Genomic DNA, 19,861 nt, shown 5'->3' with positions numbered 1-19,861 from the left:
CCCGCCGTTTCAGATCCGGCGGGCGGACGGTAGGTGTCCGCTGCGTAAGGCTTCATCGCCGGCGCCCGGTCGGTCGTCCAAGCCTGCTTGGACGAGGTCAGCATGCCCTCCAGAAACGCCATGCCCGGCGACTGGAAGAACAGCTGGAACGGCGGCGTCGTTTTGGTCATCTTTTGAAAAAAAGGATTGATCGCATACGGCATGTCGCTGAACCCGTCTTCGTCCAGATCGATGCCTTGGAAGCTGTCCCAATAGTTGCCTTTCACGTCGTTATTCCGGCTGTCCGTCGCTTCCGCGGGAATCACGTTGCCCTGAAAATCGTTGCCCTGAAACCGGTTGTTCTCGGATTCTTTGAGCTGCAGGCCCACGTAGTTCACGGTAACCCGGTTGCGCTCCAGCACGTTCTTCTGCGCTTGCTCGACGTAGATGCCGACGCGGTTGCCTTCCAGACGGTTGTCCGTAAAGACGGAATCGCTCGCGTCGAACAACAGCAGGCCCTGGGAGTTGACATTCTCGCTCTGCTTGGCGAACGTGTTGCCCGTGACCTTCACGCCTTTGACGGCCATCACCATGGCTCCCGTGATGTTGCGCGCCCCGACGTTGCCCCGGATCGACGAGTCGTTGACGTACATAAAATGAATGCCGTACCGGGATTCGTCCACCTGATTGGCATCCACGCGGACTCCGTTGCTGTTCTCGATGTAGATGGCGTCGTGCATGCCGGTGACGGTGTTGCCGACGATCACGTTGTCATGGGAGGCGTACAGGTCGATGCCGTTGCCCTTCTCCGTCATCTTGACGTCCGGTCCCGCCCAACCGACGTTCGTGCGGCGGATCGTGTTGCCGCTCGCGTCCCGCAGATGAATGCCAGAGGACACCGTCTCGATCCGCAGATCCTCGAGCGTGCTGTCGGAGCCGGAAAGCAGCACGGCGGCCGACGCTTTGGCTCCCGTATCCCGGATCGACAAGCCCGTCAGCGTCATGCGGTCCGTGCGAATCTCCAGCGCCGGCCGGTCCGTCTCGTTGACGATCCGCACACCGCCCGCGCCTTCGATCCGCAGCGGCTTCGTGACGACGGCCGGTCCCCGGTAGGTCCCCGCCGCCAGCTTCAGCGTGCCGCCCGGCGGCGCTTCGTCAATGAGCTGCTGGAGCGGGAGTTCCTTCCCGCTGCTTTCGGTGCTTGCGGTGCAGACCGCCGCGGACGGCAGGACCGCGAGCAAAAACGCGAGCAGCGCGGTGCGCAGGGCGGACCCGTGCGGCAGCAGGCCGCGGAGGCGAAATGGAAGGCGGCTCATGAAGCGACCTCAATCTGCTTTTTCTTGGTGATATGCAGGTCCCCGATGTACAGATGCACGTAGACGGTGTACGTTCCCGGCTCCTTCAACTCTTTGTCCGCAGTAAACGCGTTTCCTTCCTGCTTCGCATTCAAATACGACAGCGTATCGTGTTCGGACTTGCGAATGTCGAAGGACAGGGTAGCTTTGGTCGATTCCGGCACACCGCCTAGCGTGGCGGTGAACTTGGTGACGGCGTTCGCCTTGGGCGGCGAAGGCTCGGTCGTCAGCGTGACTTCCACCTCCGCCGGATCGACCGGACGCTCGGAGGAGCAGGCGGTCATCACGGCCGCCAGCAGCAGGCTGAGCAGCACCGTGAGCATTCGTTTACGATTCATCTCATCACTCCTTCACGAAACAGGCAAGCATCCTCATTGTATAGAACGGCAAGCGGGTTGCCCATAGCCCGGTCGGGCTATCGGGGGCGGTTTCCTGTGAAGATAACATGAACTTTTTCGCGGAACCGTCTGCCGATGGGGAGGAAGCGGTCCGGGCGTGTGTGAGAAAGGTGTGTATTTCGTTCCTTCTTTATGCTAGTATCAAAAATGGAAAACCTTTGGATTTTTAAGGAAGGAGATGGAGGACATGAACAAATGGCTCATGTTGCTGCTGGCTGCAGCGGTAGCTTTCCCGACGGGCTCGCAGATCGCCCGGGCCGACCAGAAGGCAGCGGCTCAGCTGGCCGAACCGAGCGTCATGCCTTATATTACCTTGCTTGACGATTTTAAGCTGTATGCCAGCGATAAAACGAAACCGGATGAAGTTTTGGGCTCCATCGGCGCTTACCAGTCTGTGAAGCTCTCCCCGATTGAAAGCGGCAGACTGCTCTATATCACGAGCATGGACAAGGTGCCGGTCGAGACGTGGCTTGGCAAAGCATGGATTAACTTGAAGGAAGGGGCGTACAAGTACGGCCGGCTTCAGAAGCAGGAACAGACTTTGAACCTGCTGGAGCCGCAGACCCCGCTCTATGACTCCCGGATGAAATTAACCGGGTACAGTCTTGCTCCGCAGCAAGTCCAGGCGATTGCCTTCATCGATGCATGCGATCCGTTCACGCCCTGCCGCACGTCGGCGAAGTGGCATTTGATCCGGACCTCCTGGCTGGGAGAGCAATGGATTTTTTCGGAGCATTATGCGGAAAATTACGCGGGCCAGCCAGTTGAAGGAATGGTTCCCGTTGCGCGGGAGAGCGAGGTGTACAGCCAGCCTTTCGAAAAGCCGCTGGCCGACGAGCCGAAGCTGGCTCCTCAAGTGTTGAAGCCTGTGGCGAAGTATACCCGCCAGTCCGGTATGGTTCCTCCGAGCGTCTGGTACCAGATCGAGACGCCGCACGGACTGCGATGGATTCATTGCGTCTCCGAATACGGGCTTGGTATTGAAGGATTGGAGCAGGTTGACTTGGGGCTGGACATACCCGTTCCGTTTTATTATTACCAGACGCCTTCGGCTTTCTCTTCCGATCCCTATAAAGCGGCGGGAGAACAACCGGCCCGGACCGTTCAGGTTATCGGGAAAAAAGGTCAATGGTATTTTATGGTAAGCGAAGGCACTGGGAAATGGATCAATCCGTCCATGGAAATCGCCTCGCGGTTGACCGGCGATTTCGAGCAGGATGCCAAGCTCGGGGTGCGGCTCAGCAACGAGCGGCTTGAGCTTACCGGGTCCTCGATTGGGTTCGACATCCCTTATGTGGAAAATCAGCCTGCGGAAAAATTGCTCGCGTTTACCCCGCAAACCGTTACGGCATCGCGGGTTTGGAACTCTCCCGACGGTGAGTCCTGGTATTACATCCACACCTGGCAGGGCGCCAAATGGGTCAGGCCGTAAAGTCCGCTTTCCGATTGATAATTGAGCTTGGAGCAGACCTCAGAATTCCACTCTCACAGTGGCCTCGGGGGTCTGTTTTTTTCTGGCGCAGAGCTCCCGGACGCCGGTATCATCGACAAGGAGACGGCTTTTTGGTATACTTCAAAAAACGTATTGAGAATCATTATCATATAGGACGGTGCACAAGCTTATGAACCCAGGCATCACGGAACCGGGGGACCCGGTCGTCTCTTGGCTGGACGGTACGCATTGGAAGCTTCGGGACGTAGAATCGGTCAAAGGGGACGGCGAATGGCGCCTGGAGCAGCAGCTCGCGGATTCGTACGTGCTGATAGCGGTGACGAAGGGACACGGGCGGTTGATCGTGGACCGGAAGGAAGGCCGGCTCCGCCAGGATACCGCTTATGTGTGCTCTCCGGGCCAGACGTTCGGTGCCGCTTCGGATACGGCGGAAGGCTTGAGCCTGTTCATGTTCCGGTTCGACTTGTACCGGGAGACCGAGCAGGACGGGGAGCAGCTTCGGTTCGAGAAGGAGCGGGGCTTGTTCTGGGTGCAGGACGAAATTCCGATGATTCCCGCCGCGCAGATGATTACGCTATGCGACGCCGTGAGCCGCCATTGGAAGAGCGGCGAGGAAACCGGACGCCCGCGGGCCCGTCTTGCCTTTCGCGAGCTGATGTATGGCGTCATGAAGAATGTCGGAATCTCCGCGAGAAAAGATTCGGAAGCCGCCATCCGGCGGACGAAAGACTATATGGAGCGTCATTTCAACGAAAACTTATCGATCGAGCAGCTCGCCCGGATGGCCGGAGTTAGTCCGAAATACTACGTGGAGCTGTTCAAAAAAACGTACGGCAGCAGCGCCATCGATTATTTGACGGAGCTCCGCATGACGCGGGCCAAGCAGCTGATGGCCGGTTCGAACGTCAGGCTGCGGGACATCGCCCAGCAGGTAGGCTACAGCGACGAGTTTTATTTAAGCCGGAAGTTTAAGCAGGAAGTGGGCGTGTCGCCGACGGTCTATATGAAGAACCGCAGCCGCAAGGTGGCCGCCTACAGCTCGGCCATTACCGGCCAACTGGCGGCGCTGCGGATGCTGCCTTATGCCGCTCCGCTTCATCCGAAGTGGACGGCTTATTACTATGAAACGTACCGCAACGATATTCCCGTCCATCTGAGCGCCTACCGCAACAACATGGATTGGGAAGCGAATATCGACACGCTGCGCAAAGCGCGGCCGGACGTTATTCTGAGCCGAACCGGGCTGGAAGAGGAAGAGCAGGAGATGCTGAAGCAGATCGCTCCGCTCGTGCAGGTGCCTTGGGCCGAGAAGAACTGGCGGGAGCAGCTGCAGTTTACGGCGGAATTTCTGGGGGCGTCCAAGGAGGCGGAGCTGTGGCTGAGGGAGTACGACCGCAAGGTGCAGTCCGTCCGGGAACGGCTTGTCCGCGAGGCGGGAGACGATACGGTGCTGATCCTGCGCATTTATAAGGACGAATGCCACGCGTTCAGCAACCGGAGCATGCGGGAAGTGCTGTACGGCGATCTGCAAGTGAATCCGGCTTGGCCGGTCGGCCGCACCGTGCTCAATGAGCCGATTACGCTGGAGCGCCTTGCGGAGATCGATGCGGACCGACTGCTGCTGCTCGTCCGCCAGGAGCCTGAATCGCTGGCTCACGCCAAGCGCTTAAGCGGTGCTCCGATTTGGAAGGATTTGAAAGCGGTCCGGAAGCATCGGGTGCACCCGATTTATTCCGACCCGTGGCAAGAATATTCCGCCACCGCCCACCATCGGATCGTCGATGCGGCGCTAAGCCTGTTTTCCGACAATTGTCCAAAGTAACTCCGGAAATCGTCCATGGTTTCAGGGGGGAGGGTAGTTTATAATCGCAAATGAGAATCGTTATCAGTGAGAGGGGATTTAGCAGGATGATGAAGCGTAGATGGTCAGGAATAGGAGCTGCGGCACTGCTGGCGCTTGCCTTGTCCGCTTGCGGCACGGCAGGTCAGGGGAAAGAGCAGCCGGCGGCTTCGGCAGGAACGGAGAAACCGGCGGCAGCGGCCAAAGACGCCGCAGCTCCGGCGACCAAAACGATCAAATATCTCGACAAGGACTACACGGTTCCCGGCAAAACGGACCGAATCGTCATCGCCGGCGCGATGGAAGCGATGGAGGACGCGCTTGTGCTCGGCGTGAAGCCGGTCGGCGCGAATACCGTGAGCGGCAAATTTCCGAAGCTGTTCGAAAGCATCACGCAAGGCGTGGAAAGCAGCGGCGAAAAAATGCAGCCGAACATCGAAGGCATTTTGAAGATGAAGCCCGACGTTATTCTTGGCTCCACCAAGTTTCCGCCAGAGATGGCCGAGAAGCTGGGCAAAGTGGCGCCGATGATCCCGGTTTCCCATATTTCGACGAACTGGGAGTCCAATCTGCTGCTGCTGGGCGAGCTGACCGGCAAGCAGGAGCAGGCCAAGCAGGTGCTGCAAAAGTATAAGGAGGATGCCGCAGCGGCCAAAGCGAAGCTCGGCGATCGCATGAAAGACAAGAAGGTCGTCGCCGTGAGAGTACGGGTCGGCAACTTGTACATTTATCCCGAAGGCGTGTTCTTCAACTCGTCGCTGTATGCCGATCTTGGCTTTACGGCGCCTCCTGAAGTGAAAGCGGCGAAGGCGCAGGAGCTCATCTCGATCGAAAAGTTCAGCGAAATGAACCCGGATTACATCTTCCTGCAGTTTTCGGAGGACGAAAATAAAGATACGCCGAAGGCGCTGGAGGATCTGCAAAAAAATCCGATCTGGAAAAGCATCAGTGCGGTAAAGAACGACAAAGTATTCGTCAACATCGTCGATCCGTTGGGTCAAGGCGGCACATCGTGGAGCAAAATTCAATTCTTGAAAGCAGCTATGGAAAAGCTGGCCTCCTGATTTCGGGAAGGCGAGCGACAATACATGCGACAACCCTACAAGCTTCACCCGGCGTGGATCTTATGGCTCTCGCCGGTTGCGATTGTCCTCTCGATTATTTTGTCCGTCCGTTTCGGCTCCAAAACGATCGATACAAGCATGCTTTGGGAGGCGTTCGCGCATTTCGACCCGGGCAACGTAAATCATCAAATCGTCATGCACTCCCGCGTCCCGCGCGCGGTCGGAGCGCTGCTCATCGGCGCTTTCCTGGCGATGTCGGGAGCGCTCATGCAGGGGATGACAAGGAACTACCTTGCATCCCCTTCGATCATGGGGGTAACCGACGGCTCGGTATTCGCCATTACGGTCTGCATGATCGCGCTGCCCGGCTCTTCTTCGATCGAAATGATCGTTTATTCGTTCATCGGCTCGGCGTTCGGCGTAGGGCTTGTATTCGGACTGGCGTCGCTGCTGCCGGGCGGGATGTCTCCGGTCCGGCTGGCAGTTACGGGCACCGTGATCGGAACGTTTCTCGGCAGCATGGCGACCGCGTTCTCGACGTATTTTCAAGTTTCGCAAAAAATCGGCTTTTGGTATAACGCCCGCCTGCATCAGATGGACCCGAATCTGATCAAGCTGGCGATTCCTTTTGCCGTTGTCGGGGTTGCGCTTGCGCTGCTCATCTCGAAATCCGTTTCGATTCTTTCCTTAGGCGAGGAAGTGGCGGTCAGTCTCGGACAGAGGACGCTGATCGTGAAGGTGGTCGCGATGCTTGCCGTCATTCTGCTTACGGGCGTGTCCGTGGCGCTGGCCGGCAAGATCGCCTTCGTCGGCTTGATCGTCCCGCATATTACCCGTTTTCTCGTCGGTCTCGATTACCGGTGGATCGTGCCGTGCGCCGGCGTGCTGGGCGGGGTATTTCTTGCTTTGTGCGATATCGCAAGCCGCTTCATGAACTACCCGTTCGAGATGCCGATCGGCGTCGTGACGTCCTTGATCGGAGTCCCTTTCTTTCTGTATCTGATCCGGAAGAAGGGAGGGGAACAGCGTGCGTAATCATTCAACCGGCAGGTACATGGCGGTGCTGCTCGGAGCGGTCGCGCTGATCGTCACCGCCGTATACCTGTCTCTCACGAACGGGGCCTTCGACATGACGGTGGGCGAAGTGGTTCGAACGCTGCTTCGAATCGAGCCGCAGCCCGAGCATGATCTGGTCATCTTCGAATTCCGGCTGCCCCGGATCGTCATTGCCGCGCTGGTCGGCTTGGGGCTGGGCATCGCCGGCGCCGTCATTCAAGGGGTCACGCGGAACGGATTGGCCGAACCCGGGATTCTCGGCATCAATGCCGGGGCGGGGGCGGCAATAGTGATTTTTATGTTTTTTTTCCAAGGGCAAATCAAAGGGACGGGATGGCTGTCGACGATGACGATGCCGCTGTTCGGCTGGGCGGGCGGTTTAAGCACGGCTGCGTTCCTTTATCTGTTCGCTTGGAAGGACGGCAAGCTGGACCCGCAGCGCGTCCTTCTGGTGGGCATCGCCACCGCTTCCGGACTCGGCGCGGTTGCCATGTACATCAGCCTGAAAATGAATCCGTCCGACTTCGAGATGGCGACGGTCTGGATGACCGGCAGCATCTACAACGCCAACTGGAAGTTTATTGTCGCGATGCTTCCGTGGCTGGTCATTCTTATTCCCGTCATCGTGCGCAGAGCGTACATTCTGGACTTGCTCCAGCTGGAGGAGAACAGCGTCAAAAGCTTGGGCGTCGCTGTGGAAAAAGAGCGGATGATTCTGCTGCTCGGCAGCATCGGGCTGGTGAGCGCCTGCGTCAGCGTGTCGGGAGGGGTCGGCTTCGTCGGACTGATGGCGCCTCATATCGCCAGACGTCTCGTAGGCATCCGGCACGTCCGCATGGTTCCCGTCTGCGGCCTCGTCGGCATGGCGCTGGTCGTTGTATCGGATTTTATTGCGAAGACGGTATTTTCGCCCGCCGAGCTGCCTGTCGGCATCGTCATATCGATCATCGGCGTGCCGTATTTTGTGTATTTGCTGTTCAAGGCCAGACGATAGGGAGGGCGATTGCCGCTTTGCGAGGAAGAATCGTTGCCGAATCGGTCGGAGGCAGGGAGATAGCCGTCTATCTCCCTCCTTCGTATGCTGCGGGCGAAGCGAAATATCCGGTCGTTTACGTGCAGGATGGAAGCTATTTGTTCGAGTCCTCCATGGAGGAGTTGGAAGGGAAATTTGCGCGCGGAGAGCTTCGCGAGCTTATCTTCGTCGGCATCGAGCCGATCAGCCGGAACGACGAATACACGCCGTGGTTTGCCCCGGCGCTATCGGACAAGTTTGCGGATTTCGGCGGCAAGGGCGCCGATTATCTCTCGTTTGTTGCGGGCGAATTGAAGCCGTGGGTCGACGAGAAGTACCGGACGTCCCGACGGCCGGAGGAGACGGGCATCATCGGCGCTTCGTTAGGGGGATTGATCTCGCTCTACGCCGCTTATCTGTTTCCGGGCGTATTCGGGCGCTTCGGCCTGCTGTCCGCCTCCTTCTGGTTCCCGGGGATGATCGGGTATGTGAGAGCGGAGCCGATTGCGGCGGTGTCGCGCAAAATTTATATGTACGTGGGAAGCGCCGAAGGCATCGATAAACGGAACATTCAGAGCACGATGGTTCCGCATACCAAGGAAGCGTTCGCGATCTTGTCGGAGCGCGGGTTTTCCGGGGAGCGGCTGCGGCTTGAGATCGAAGACGGCGCAAGTCACAAGGCGGCGTATTTCATCAAACGTTTTCCGGAAGCGATGGCTTGGTTGTTTCCGGCGGAAATCGGTTCTTGAAATTTTCGGCCGGTCCGCTTATAGTGGAGTTAGTAATCAATTACTAACTGATGAAGAAGGAGCGGCCGGAGCACTCCGGTTTCTCAGGAGGAATGATGGGCAAGATGAAGTCGAAGACCGGCGAGCCTGCCGCGGTAAACCGCAGAGAAGAAATATTGGAAGCTGCCGTAGCGGTGTTCGCGGAGCATGGCTACTACAGCGCCACTACGGCGCAAGTTGCGGAGCGGGTGGGCATTTCGCAGCCTTACGTGTTCAAATTTTTCAAAAGCAAAGCGGAGCTGTTCGCCGCCGCGCTGAAGCTGGCCTTCGAGCGCATCGTTCGTGCCTTCTCGGGGGTGAATGCGTCTTCGGACCGGCTGGTCCAGGCGATGATTCAAGCTTACGAAGAGCTGATGCGTACGCATCACCATGAGATCGTTTTGCAAATGCAAGCGATGGTCATCAAGGAAGAGCCGATCCGCCAAGTGATGCGGGAAGGCATGAGTCAGGTAACGGCTTACGTGGAAGCGCGTTTTCGCGAAGCGGGCATTGCGCAACCGGAGGCGGCGGTCAGCACGTTCATGGCGAACGGCATGCTGTGCAACATTTCGGCCGTTCTGGAGATGCCCGAGCTTAAGCCGAAGCACCCGGAGCGCTAGAGCGGGAAGAGCATGAGCTCATGGAATCAGCCATAACAGGCTGATTCTATTTTTTTTGAGATATCTTTATTTTCCTTACTGGATACATACCGTATTTCTTCTGGATATATCTCCATAGACTTTTCATAAAAGGGGATCATGCGCCCTAGGAGGAGTTCAATGCCCGGAGATAGGATAAAATTTCTTTTGACCAATATTGGTATGAATTTCTGATAAGATATTCTATAACGGACGAAGACTTGAATGGGGAATCAGATAGGGGGAAAATAGGTATTGAATTTTGAAATTAAACCCAAGCAACCCAAAAGATGCGTTCATTGTATATGGGGGCGTTGGCATGGGATGAAACAATACTTTACTAAACTTCAATTATCAAGAATTAGATTTATGGATATCCCCTATGTTTCGGCAGGGGAATCTTTTTATTTGGTCCAATCTCCGACCAGTCTGGAATTTTTTTTGAACAGAGCTCTTTAAGAAGGCCGAATATACTCACTGGCTGGCGAACGAGCTGCGGAAGACGTCCGGGTATTAGACAAGATAACTTTAAACGAGAGACCTTATTTCCTCGTAAGTTAAAAGTGATAATGATGAGTTATGGAAAGTGCTGAATTACTAATATAATGAATTTTATTCTATCTTAATACAGTTAATATAAATTAAGGGGATATATGTTTGGACGGTTTATACCGCTAAGTTATACAATACCTTTTGTTCAAAAAAATCATAATTTCAGGAGGAGTATATGACTATTAATTTGAAAAAAGAATTGAGATTACTTCCTATGGCATTTTTATTAGTCTTATTCTTATCAGTTTGTGGCTTGTCTTCCAGTGTTTATGCACAGGAAGTCTATACGGAAAATGTTATCCAACCGATGACAAGTAATAATTCACCGTCACCCCAAGTAGCCAGTTCATCAAACTTTTTTGATGAGTATCAGTATATGTCTTATAAAGTTTTTAATGGAGTAAAAAACGGTGGAAAAGAGGACGCTTGGGCTGTAAAACCTGGTGCAATAACAGGGTGGGTAAGTCTTGACTTCGGTGCTGACAATCTAAAAACAATTGCGAAATATACAATTACAAGCTACGACTATCCAGACTCTAACAATTATGCACCAAAAAGTTGGACTTTTGAAGGTAGTTCCAATGGGCAAGATTGGGTTATTCTTGATAAAAGAGAAGAACAAGTTAATTGGAAAAGAGCAGAAACCAGAGAATACACTTTTTCCAATAGTGTTGCTTACAGATATTACAAGGTAAATATTTCTTCGATAAACGGTATAATCCAATCTCGGGTTGCTATTGCTGAAATAGAGATGATGGAACTTGCTAATCGTCCTTCAATTGATGCACCAACAAATTTGGTAGCAGTTGGAGGAGACTCAAAAGTTGATCTTTCGTGGACAGCAGTTTCAGGGGCAACCAATTACAACATTAAAAGATCAACTACTCCAGGAGGACCATATACTACCGTTGCTAGTAGTGTATATGGTACTACCTACAAAGATACCACAGTTATAAATGGAACTACTTATTACTACGTTGTTACGGCAGTCAATGGCCCTGTGGAAAGTGCAAACTCTAATGAAGCATCGGCAACTCCGCAAGCACCGGTAACGCCACCTCCAACCGGAAGAGCAATTTTAGTCGTTACCTTAGATACCGGCCTTGAAAAAGAGTTTGACCTCTCTATGACAGAAGTAAATACATTCATTGCATGGTACGAAGGCAGAGCAACTGGAACTGGTCCGGCTTCCTATGCGATTGATAAACACGACAACAATAAAGGACCTTTCAAAAGCAGAAAAGACTATGTGATTTTCAATAAGATTCTTACATATGAAGTGAATGAGTATATCCCTGTCTCTAAATAATTTATTTGAATCCTCGCCGGAAACTGGCGGGGATTTTAAATATGAAGGGTAAAAAATATTGGTTTCTTCTCAGAAAATAACTTTTACTTGTTTTGAAGCTGCATCAGTATACTGAACGTCGATCAGCAGAGAACCAACCGCAAAGCTTACTGATATATTCCAGAAGTTGCTCAACTTTCTGTAAACAACTTTGGTCAATATCCCTGGTACTTCTGCAAATACAGAGTTTCCCCCAAATGCAAACAGCAAATGCTAGAGAGGCTTGTATATATTTCAAAATTGATGTCTAATTACGTTATTTTTCTCTGGTTTTTCTCCGATTTTTGATAAGAATCATATTGAAGTTATAAAATGTTATATATTGCCATTAAATACTTACGGATGTAATATTATGGTATTAATAGAAGGGAGTGTTTGTGTTCTATGATCAATGCAGGGTTGGAAAAGGAAATGAAGGATCAATTTGTTTCTGTAGCGGAGCGTCTTTTCAAGGAAGGAAAAAAAGCGGAAGCAGCACCTTTATATCGTTATGTCATTGACCATGAAACGGACAATCATGATCCGACTTGTATTCTGTGTCATTATCGGTTATTTCAGTGTCTGGTCGGTGTGAGTTCAGAAGGGAACAGGGAGGCTTTGGGGAATTTTGAGCCGTATTATACCCTTTTGCCAGAAGATTTTTGTTTAGACGCTATACTTTTGATGGCGAATGTATGTTATTCATTAAGCGATTGGAAAAAGGTAGAGCGCTACGGAGATGAACTGCATACATTAGCTAAAAATGTATATCATAAATTAATTAATGAAAAAAATGTTAATAACCTACAAACGGAAAGGCATTTAGTGGTATATTATGGTCATGGGCTACGTATCAAGGGTTTCATTTTAAGCATGCAAGGGCGATATGAAGAAGCGAAAAAGTATGTTGCGGAATATTCAGATCTCGGGTGGTTCGAGTTCCTTGATGAAACGGGGAAAAAGGAGGTCGAGAAGTTTCGAACTTGGGGCAGGGGTAATATGTTGATCCTGGAATTGAATACTGGAAACTCAAGTGTTCTCCCTGAATTTATGGAATATTTGGAAGAAAACCCGGATATAGTTTTACAAGGTCTGCTAGCGGCGGTGGAATCAGCGAATAAGTTCAATTTTTCTGTTGACGAATTGTTGGACAAATTTTGTGAGAAGCTCCCCCCTTTAAATGCTGATGTTACTTATATTAACGGGACTCAATTATTTCATTTTTGGTACGAGAAATCGAAATACAGTTTCCGAAGAAATTATAAGATTGGCGGTATTGACGAATTGTTATATGCTTTATACCTAGCCCATAAAATGAAGTATTACGCCGGTTTTGAGAAATGCGCTTCTTTGTATCAGAAACATGGCGATTATGCAACGGAGCAGCAAAAATGGAAATACAAACATATCGTAGAAGGAGTGTTTGACTTATGAAAAAAACATTCTTATCTTTAGTGATGGGGTTGGTATTGTTAAGCGGTATATCGATCACAGCATTTGACCATATGGGTATGACGTCTTTCGACCATATTGGATGGGGCGGTTAATATCGAAATCAGGAACTGCATCACCCTATGAGTCCCGGCCGGCAATCGAACTGGCTAGGGACTTTTTGCGTTTATGACGCCGCACGATTCCCGAGACATGATGAATTGACGTATAACTTTGCCATGGAAACCGCATCCTAACGTGTAACTTATTCTCTCTAACACACAGGATGATTGCCATGGCTTTTTTGCATAATTGGATTCGAGGAAAGAAGAGCTATGCGGCGCAGGGGCCGGCGAATCACAAGCTGAATACCCCGATCAGCACCGTATTATCGCAAAATATAGCCGATTTGCACGAGCTGTTCAGTCAGACGCCCGACTTGGTCGTTCGCCATTTCGTGATCAAGCAGACGGGCAGACAGGCGGCAATCGCTTATTTGGACGGACTTACGGACAAAAACTCCCTCAATAACGATGTGCTGCGCCCGCTTCAATTCGAAGCGGATGCGGGCGTGCCGGGTAATTTGCCCCGGGTGAACATCGGGAATGTCCGGACGATCAGTCTGTGGACCGATGTCGAAATGGCCATGCTGCAAGGCGTCAGTCTTTTATTCGAGGAGGGCCGCAGCGAAGCCGTCGTCTTCCATACGCAAGGATGGCCGCAGCGGGCCATCGAAGATCCGCAGCTCGAAGCGTCGCTTAAGGGCGCGCATCAAGGCTTTGTCGAAACCGGCAGCCAGAACATCGCGCTGATCCGCCGTTACATCCCGAACCGTGAGCTGAAAATTAAAGAGCTGACGATCGGCCGTCGGGGGAACACCCGGGTATCCATCCTGTATATGGCGGATATCGTTCATCCCGATGTTTTGAAGGAAATCGATGACCGCATTCGCCAAGTGGACATCGATGCCATTATTAACACGGGGGAATTGGCCGAGCTGATCGAGGATAACCCATACTCGCCTTTCCCGCAGTTTATCGCCACCGAACGCCCGGATTCGGCTGCCGCCCAGTTGCTGCAAGGGAGATTCGTCGTCGTCGTCGACCGTTCGCCCAGCGTACTGATCGGCCCCGCGAATTTTACTTCCTTTTTTCAAAGTGTGGACGATTACAGCACACGCTGGATCGTTGCGTCTTTTACACGTTTGATGCGATTTATGGGATTTGCCTTAGCCGTCTTTTTGCCGGCGCTCTATATCGCCGTCATTTCCTTTAACTACGAGGTTATTCCGCTGCAGCTGCTATTATCGATCGGAGAATCCCGGGCGCGTGTTCCGTTTCCTCCGCTTGTCGAAGCGCTGCTCATGGAAATTACGCTGGAAATGATGCGCGAAGCGGGGGTGCGGCTTCCGGCTCCCATCGGACAGACGGTCGGGATCGTCGGGGGGATCGTCATCGGTCAGGCGGCCGTCTCCGCGGGCATCGTCAGCAACATTATGGTTATCGTGGTTGCTTCCACGGCGATCGCTTCGTTTATTATCCCGAATTACGATATGGCTTCGGGCGTCCGGCTGCTTCGGTTTCCGATGATGATCATCGCCTCGATGTTCGGGATTGTGGGCATCGTCATCGGCATGATGACCTTGATCGGGCATTTGATTTCGCTGGAATCGCTAGGCACGCCTTACGGCAATCCGATCGCTCCGATGCGGTTCGCGGATATGAAAGACACGTTCGTTCGTCTGCCCTTGTGGGCCATGAAGGCGCGTCCCAAGAGCTCGCGGGCCGTTAACTCCCAAAGAATGGGCGACAACCATCCGAAAGGTGACGGCTGAATGAAGAAGTATGCGTTTAACGAGATCACGCTGATGCAATATATTCTAACGATTCACGGGATGCAGGTCGGGATCGGGGTGCTTCAGCTCCCCCGTCTGCTGGCGGAGAAGGCCGGAACGGACGGCTGGATCTCTTTGGTCATCGGCTGGCTGATTTCCATTCTCGTCAGCCTGGTGATCATCAAGATCATGAAATTTTATCCGGAAGGCACGCTGCTGGAGCTCCTGTCCCATTATTTCGGCTGTTGGGCAGGGAAGCTTGGGGCGCTCGTGTTTTGCGCCTACTTCTTTTACTTTTTCTTCATGGTTACGGTCCGGGCCGTGCTTTTTTTGAAGCTGTGGATTTTGCCGCAAACCCCGGACGCTATGATTTTGATTTTGTTTTTGATTCCGAGCTACCTCATTGTTTTGGGAGGCGTACGCATTTTGGGGAGGTATGCGGAACTTGTTTTTTACATGGCGTTATGGCTTCCGGTCTTCTACCTGGTTCCTTTGTCGGTCAGCCACCATTGGCTTCATCTTCTTCCGGTACTGAAGGAAAGCTGGAAAACCATCTTGGAGACATCCCTGTCGACCGTTGTCTCTTTCCTGGGATTTGAAACGGCCTTTTTCCTTCATCCTTTCTTGCAAAAGAAGAAGTCCGCTTCCACTGGGATCATCATTGCCAATCTCCTCACGATGGCCGTGTATCTGGGGGTTACGCTCGTCTGCTTCGTTTTCTTCAGTCCGGACGAAATTACGAAGTACAACGAGCCGACGCTCAGCGTGCTGAAGGTGACCGAGTTCCGGTTTATCGAACGGATGGAAATTGTGTTCCTGGCTTTTTACTTGTTTATTCTGTCTACCACAGCGATGCCGGTGATGTACTTGACCATTTTTTGCTCGAACTGGCTGTTCGGCACGAAGGCTTTTCGCGGACACTTTCTGGTCGTGGCGGCGGTTGTTCTCGCCTATGTCGGTTTCTTTGTTCCGACATTTCCCCAGAGCGATAAGTCTCAGGAGATATTCGGCAACATTGCGCTGTATCTTTGCTTTGGCTTTCCTTTCGCCTTATGGGTTCTGCTGTGGATAAAAACTCGTTCTGCTCGGAGGAAGCTCGCATGAAACGATGGCTTTCGGTCGGACTGCTGGTTCTTCTGTGCGTGCCCGGCTGCGGCGGCGATAGGATTAATGTCGAGGAGCTGACGCTTGGCTTAATGCTCGGCATGGATTTGGACCAAGATAACCATATGGTGTATTACTTGTCCAGCCCTGTGTTTAACAAGGAAGCGAAGAAGAAAAACGAAGAGTTCGGTCGCAAGACGGAAACGCTTCGCCAATCGATGACGGGGTTCGATGCGATGACGACCGGACTGACCATTCGGGGAAAGGTGCAGGTGATGCTGATAGGCAAACGCGTACTGCAGCACCCGGATTGGTTCCGGCTGTTCGATGTCGTGTACCGGGATGCCAAGTATTCCGTGAACGCCAGGGTCGTCGCCGTGGACGGGCCGGTTTCGGAAGTCATTAACTTCTATCCGCTCGACAAGCCGCGCTTGCCTCTGCATATGACCAGATTGATCGATACGGCCAACCGGAGGGGGATCACCGTGCGAACGACGCTGCAGGAGCTGCACCGGCAAATGTACGAGAAAGGGATCACGCCCTCGATCAGTGAAGTCAAGCTGAACAAAGCCGTTGAGGTGAAAGGAACGGCCGTGCTGGACGAACGCGGAAGGTATGCGGAGCGGCTCGGCTTGCAGGAGAGCACGATGCTGCTTATGTTGCAAAATCGCCAGAAAGAGATGAACCTGTCGGTTCAAATTCCGGGAGAGGGCAAGCCGGGGCCGATCCGCCGAAGCACGATCACCTTTCGGGTCAAAAACGCCAAGACGAAAATTAAAACCAAGCATATTCAAGACAGGTTTCAATTCGATATCGATATCCAACTGCCGATTGCTTTGTCGGAGCGGCTATTCCCGTTCGACGTTAAGAAAAATGGAGAAGAGCTGCAGGAGGCCATTGACGAGCAGCTCAAGAGGCGATTTGAACAAATAATCCGCGGTTTTCAAAAGCATCAAACCGACCCGATCGGTCTCGGGCTTTACGCCCGCGCCTATGAGTACGAAGCCTATCAGAAGGTGCAGGAGCATTGGGGCGAAGCGTTCGCCAAGGCCGATGTGAAGCTTTCCGTAAAAACGGAAATTACCGATATGGGGCCGGTCAAATAAACCGATGTCCGAAGCATGTTCAATCCGTAAAGCGGGTGATGACGAATGAAAAAGTATGCGTTTAATGACATCACATTGATGCAATATATTTTTCTGATCGCCGGCATTCAACTGGGTATCGGTCTGCTTCAACTGCCCCGTGAGTTGGCCGACCTTGCGGGAACCGACGGGTGGATCGCCATCCCCATCGGTTTTGTCATCGCCACCTGCTCCAGTTTAACGATTGTCGAAGTGATGAAGCGTCACCCGGACGGGACGCTTTTTGATCTGCTGAAGCGCTATGTGGGGAAGTGGGCGGGACAAGCCGCGGCGGTCGTTACCGCGCTGTACTTCGCTTTCTTTTCCTATACCATCATGGTGAGGGCGGTGTTGTTCCTCAAGTCGTGGATTTTACCGAAAACTCCCGATTTCGTCATGCTGATTCTGCTTGCCGTCCCGTCGTATTTGGTTGCCCGGGGAGGCGTTCGCGTGTTAGGCCGCTATGCGGAGCTTGTTTTTTATATCACCTTGTGGATGCCCTTTTTCTACCTCCTCTCCTTGAGAGAGAGCAATTGGCTGTATATGCTTCCTTTATTTAAAGAGGGGCTTCAGCCGATTCTGCAGGCGGTACAGCCGACGCTGTTCGCCTTTTTAGGGTTTGAAGTGGCGTTTCTCTTGTATCCGTTTCTCAAATCCAAACAATACGCCTCCACGGGGATTATTGTCGCCAATACGCTGACGCTGCTCGTTTACCTGCATGTGACCGTGACCTGCACCGTTTTTTTCAGCCCGGATGCGCTTACCCACTTTAACGAACCGTCGGTCAATGTGCTCAAAACGATGGAATTCCGGTTTATCGAACGGCTGGAAATCGTGTTTCTCGCTTTCTTTGTCATGATTATTTCGACGACATGGCTGCCGGGGATGTACTTTGCCGTTTTCTCGGTGAATTGGATATTCGGGAAAGAAGATCACCGCAGACTGCTTCAATGGTTAATGCTGCTTTTTGTCGTCAGCGTGTTCTTTGTTATGCCGACGTTCAACAAGACCGATAAATGGATTGACATCGTCAACTTGACCGGGATCCTCTTCGGTTATTTGTTTCCTTATGTTTTGTGGGTATACGTATGGCTTCACGATCGTCTGCAGCGGAGGCGAAGGGGGACATGAAGCGATGGGTACGGGCGGCGGCATTGGCCGTCTGCGTGGCGATCTTGCCCGGATGTTGGGATCAGGCGAATATCGAGAATTTAACGCTCAGTTTATCGGTAGGCCTCGACTTGGACGAGAAAGATCATTTGGTGGTCTATATGGCTGCCCCCGTGTTCAGTAAAGAGGCGAAGAAAAAAAATGAGGTCTACGGATTCCGGTCCAAGACGCTCCGAACGTCAAGAAATAAATTCGATTCCGTCGTGTCCGCTCTTACCGTCGGGGGGAAGTCGCAAATATTGTTTCTCGGCAAGCGTTTGACGGAGCGGGCGGATTGGTTTCCCTTGACGGATGTCTTTTTGCGGGACGGGAAGCAAACCGTCAATTCCAAGGTTGTGCTTGTGGATGGCCGGGTCTCCGATGTGATCCACCATTACCCCAAGGACAAGCCGCGGCTTTCTCTTCACTTAACCAGGCTGCTCGATAAAAACAACCGGCGAAATTTCACCGTCCGGACGACGATTCAGAAGCTGATTGATCAAAGGTATGAGAAAGGCATGACCATCTCGATTTCCGAGCTTAAATTGAACAAGGAACTCGAAGTGACAGGTACGGCGCTGCTGGATAACAAGGGCAAATACAAGGGCTCGCTGAATCAGCAGGAAAGCGCCTTGCTGCTTATTCTGCAGCGGCGTACGGTAGAAGAGGTTCCTTTCAATATCCATATTCCGCAGGAGCGGAAGAGCGGTGTCTTCGCTTCGGATATTGTCAGCTTCAATGCAGGGACCGAGAAGGTCAAAATCAAAACGGCTTACCATCAAGGGAAGTTTCGGTTTGATGCCGACATCCATTTGTCGGGAGCCTTGACGCAGAGACTGTTTCCTTTTGATTTTGCCAAAAAGGGAAGAGAGCTGGAGGCTGCGATTGAAAAGCAGCTGGAGGGGCAATTCTCGGATTTGTTGAAAAAATGCCAGAGTCTGAAGGTCGATCCGGTCGGCTTCGGCATTTTCGCGCGGGCGCATCAATATAAGGCCTATAAGCAGGCGCAGGAGCGCTGGGCAGACGTGTTCGCGGAAGCGGACGTGAACGTTAAGGTCAAGCTGACGCTCAAGAGCAGCGGGGCAACCAAGTGATTCAGGCGGTTCTCCGCGAGGAAGAGATGCACCCCCGGGCCGGGACGGCAGACCCGGGGGGAGGAGATTTTTTGCGCTGCGACTAAGAGCTAAGCTTGTGCTTCTCGAACAGAAAGGCCGCAGCAAGGCGAAGGTGTCCGGAGTTCGAATTGGGCCGTTCCAAATAGGCCGTCATGAGAGAGCCGTTGAACAAAATAATCAATTGCGCGGCAAACGCTTCGGGATCGGCCGCGCCCGCATGCTTGGCGATTTCCGCTAGTTTGCCATACGTTTCCTTATGGTAGGCGGTAACCTGTTCATGAACCGGGTGGTTCGCGTCGGGAAACTCCACGGCCGCATTCAAAAAAGGGCATCCGCGGTAACCGGGCTTTTCCATTCTTGCGCTGACACATTCCAATACAACATAAAGCTGCTCGACGGGATTTTCGGGATAACGTCGCTTGGCTTCTTCGATTTCTTCCATATGCCGTTTGTAAAACTGCTCCAAATAAGCGACGACCAGGTCGTCTTTCGTTGCAAAATTGCGGTAGAAGCTGGCTTTAGCGACGCCGGATTCCTCGATGATTCGATCGATTCCGACTGCTCGTACACCCTCTTGATAAAATAAAACGGACGCTACCCGCAAGATTCGTTCTTTGGCTGACGCCTTTTTTTCCAAAATCATTCACTCCGCTCAAAAGTTGC

Annotated in this window: 17 protein-coding genes; 14 read left to right on the top strand and 3 right to left on the bottom strand. The window is 52.5% G+C overall.

Annotated features, from left to right (window positions below; all coding sequences use genetic code 11):
* Window positions 1–1,295 (bottom strand): right-handed parallel beta-helix repeat-containing protein (locus PEH01S_RS23720; RefSeq protein ID WP_127488418.1); only part of this gene is annotated, 1,295 nt, incomplete at its 3' end.
* Window positions 1,292–1,672, bottom strand: a complete 381-nt coding sequence (locus PEH01S_RS23715) for a hypothetical protein (RefSeq protein WP_127488417.1) — start codon at window positions 1,670–1,672, stop codon at window positions 1,292–1,294. The genes PEH01S_RS23720 and PEH01S_RS23715, both read right to left, overlap by 4 nt.
* Before the next feature lie 247 nt (window positions 1,673–1,919).
* Between PEH01S_RS23715 and PEH01S_RS23710 the strand changes: the two genes are divergently transcribed.
* The 14 genes from PEH01S_RS23710 to PEH01S_RS23645 all read left to right on the top strand — a co-directional run bounded on the left by PEH01S_RS23710 (window position 1,920) and on the right by PEH01S_RS23645 (window position 19,177).
* Window positions 1,920–3,164, top strand: coding sequence for a hypothetical protein (locus PEH01S_RS23710; protein ID WP_127488416.1), 1,245 nt, complete (start codon window positions 1,920–1,922; stop codon window positions 3,162–3,164).
* A gap of 190 nt (window positions 3,165–3,354) precedes the next feature.
* Window positions 3,355–5,007: an AraC family transcriptional regulator gene (locus PEH01S_RS23705; protein ID WP_127488414.1), complete on the top strand. Its 1,653-nt coding sequence runs from the start codon at window positions 3,355–3,357 to the stop codon at window positions 5,005–5,007.
* A gap of 89 nt (window positions 5,008–5,096) precedes the next feature.
* Entirely contained in the window at window positions 5,097–6,089 is a 993-nt protein-coding gene (locus PEH01S_RS23700; protein ID WP_127488420.1) for an ABC transporter substrate-binding protein, read from the top strand.
* 24 nt (window positions 6,090–6,113) lie between these two features.
* Window positions 6,114–7,124 (top strand): FecCD family ABC transporter permease, encoded by a 1,011-nt coding sequence (locus PEH01S_RS23695; protein WP_127488413.1) that lies wholly within the window; start codon window positions 6,114–6,116, stop codon window positions 7,122–7,124.
* Between the two features lie 19 nt (window positions 7,125–7,143).
* Window positions 7,144–8,139, top strand: a complete 996-nt coding sequence (locus PEH01S_RS23690; protein WP_036714164.1) for a FecCD family ABC transporter permease — start codon at window positions 7,144–7,146, stop codon at window positions 8,137–8,139.
* A 17-nt stretch (window positions 8,140–8,156) separates the two neighbouring features.
* The gene (locus PEH01S_RS23685) at window positions 8,157–8,906 is read left to right on the top strand and encodes an alpha/beta hydrolase (protein WP_127488412.1); all 750 of its coding nucleotides are present in this window, start codon (window positions 8,157–8,159) and stop codon (window positions 8,904–8,906) included.
* A 95-nt stretch (window positions 8,907–9,001) separates the two neighbouring features.
* Window positions 9,002–9,544, top strand: coding sequence for a TetR/AcrR family transcriptional regulator (locus PEH01S_RS23680; RefSeq protein ID WP_127488411.1), 543 nt, complete (start codon window positions 9,002–9,004; stop codon window positions 9,542–9,544).
* Between the two features lie 745 nt (window positions 9,545–10,289).
* Window positions 10,290–11,423, top strand: coding sequence for a discoidin domain-containing protein (locus tag PEH01S_RS23675; RefSeq protein WP_127488410.1), 1,134 nt, complete (start codon window positions 10,290–10,292; stop codon window positions 11,421–11,423).
* Window positions 11,424–11,846: 423 nt separating this feature from the next.
* Window positions 11,847–12,875, top strand: a complete 1,029-nt coding sequence (locus PEH01S_RS23670; protein WP_127488409.1) for a DNA-binding protein — start codon at window positions 11,847–11,849, stop codon at window positions 12,873–12,875.
* 292 nt (window positions 12,876–13,167) lie between these two features.
* Entirely contained in the window at window positions 13,168–14,706 is a 1,539-nt protein-coding gene (locus PEH01S_RS23665; protein WP_127488408.1) for a spore germination protein, read from the top strand.
* Complete coding sequence (locus tag PEH01S_RS23660; protein ID WP_025850024.1) at window positions 14,707–15,810, top strand: GerAB/ArcD/ProY family transporter; 1,104 nt, start codon at window positions 14,707–14,709, stop codon at window positions 15,808–15,810. It begins immediately after the preceding gene.
* On the top strand, window positions 15,807–16,916 hold the full coding sequence (locus PEH01S_RS23655; protein ID WP_127488407.1) for a Ger(x)C family spore germination protein: 1,110 nt from the start codon (window positions 15,807–15,809) through the stop codon (window positions 16,914–16,916). The genes PEH01S_RS23660 and PEH01S_RS23655 overlap by 4 nt, the downstream gene beginning before the upstream one ends.
* Before the next feature lie 45 nt (window positions 16,917–16,961).
* Complete coding sequence (locus PEH01S_RS23650; protein WP_127488405.1) at window positions 16,962–18,065, top strand: GerAB/ArcD/ProY family transporter; 1,104 nt, start codon at window positions 16,962–16,964, stop codon at window positions 18,063–18,065.
* Entirely contained in the window at window positions 18,062–19,177 is a 1,116-nt protein-coding gene (locus PEH01S_RS23645; protein ID WP_025850027.1) for a Ger(x)C family spore germination protein, read from the top strand. Before PEH01S_RS23650 ends, PEH01S_RS23645 begins: the two co-directional genes overlap by 4 nt.
* An 82-nt stretch (window positions 19,178–19,259) precedes the next feature.
* Here PEH01S_RS23645 and PEH01S_RS23640 read toward each other — a convergent pair whose 3' ends face one another.
* The gene (locus PEH01S_RS23640) at window positions 19,260–19,835 is read right to left on the bottom strand and encodes a TetR/AcrR family transcriptional regulator (protein ID WP_174807166.1); all 576 of its coding nucleotides are present in this window, start codon (window positions 19,833–19,835) and stop codon (window positions 19,260–19,262) included.
* Between the last annotated feature and the right edge of the window lie 26 nt (window positions 19,836–19,861).

The sequence above is a fragment of the Paenibacillus ehimensis NBRC 15659 genome, from assembly GCF_004000785.1.
Lineage (GTDB): Bacteria > Bacillota > Bacilli > Paenibacillales > NBRC-103111 > Paenibacillus_G > Paenibacillus_G ehimensis.
Note: the sequence above shows the minus strand (reverse complement) of the source record. Positions and strands in the feature narration are given on the sequence as shown.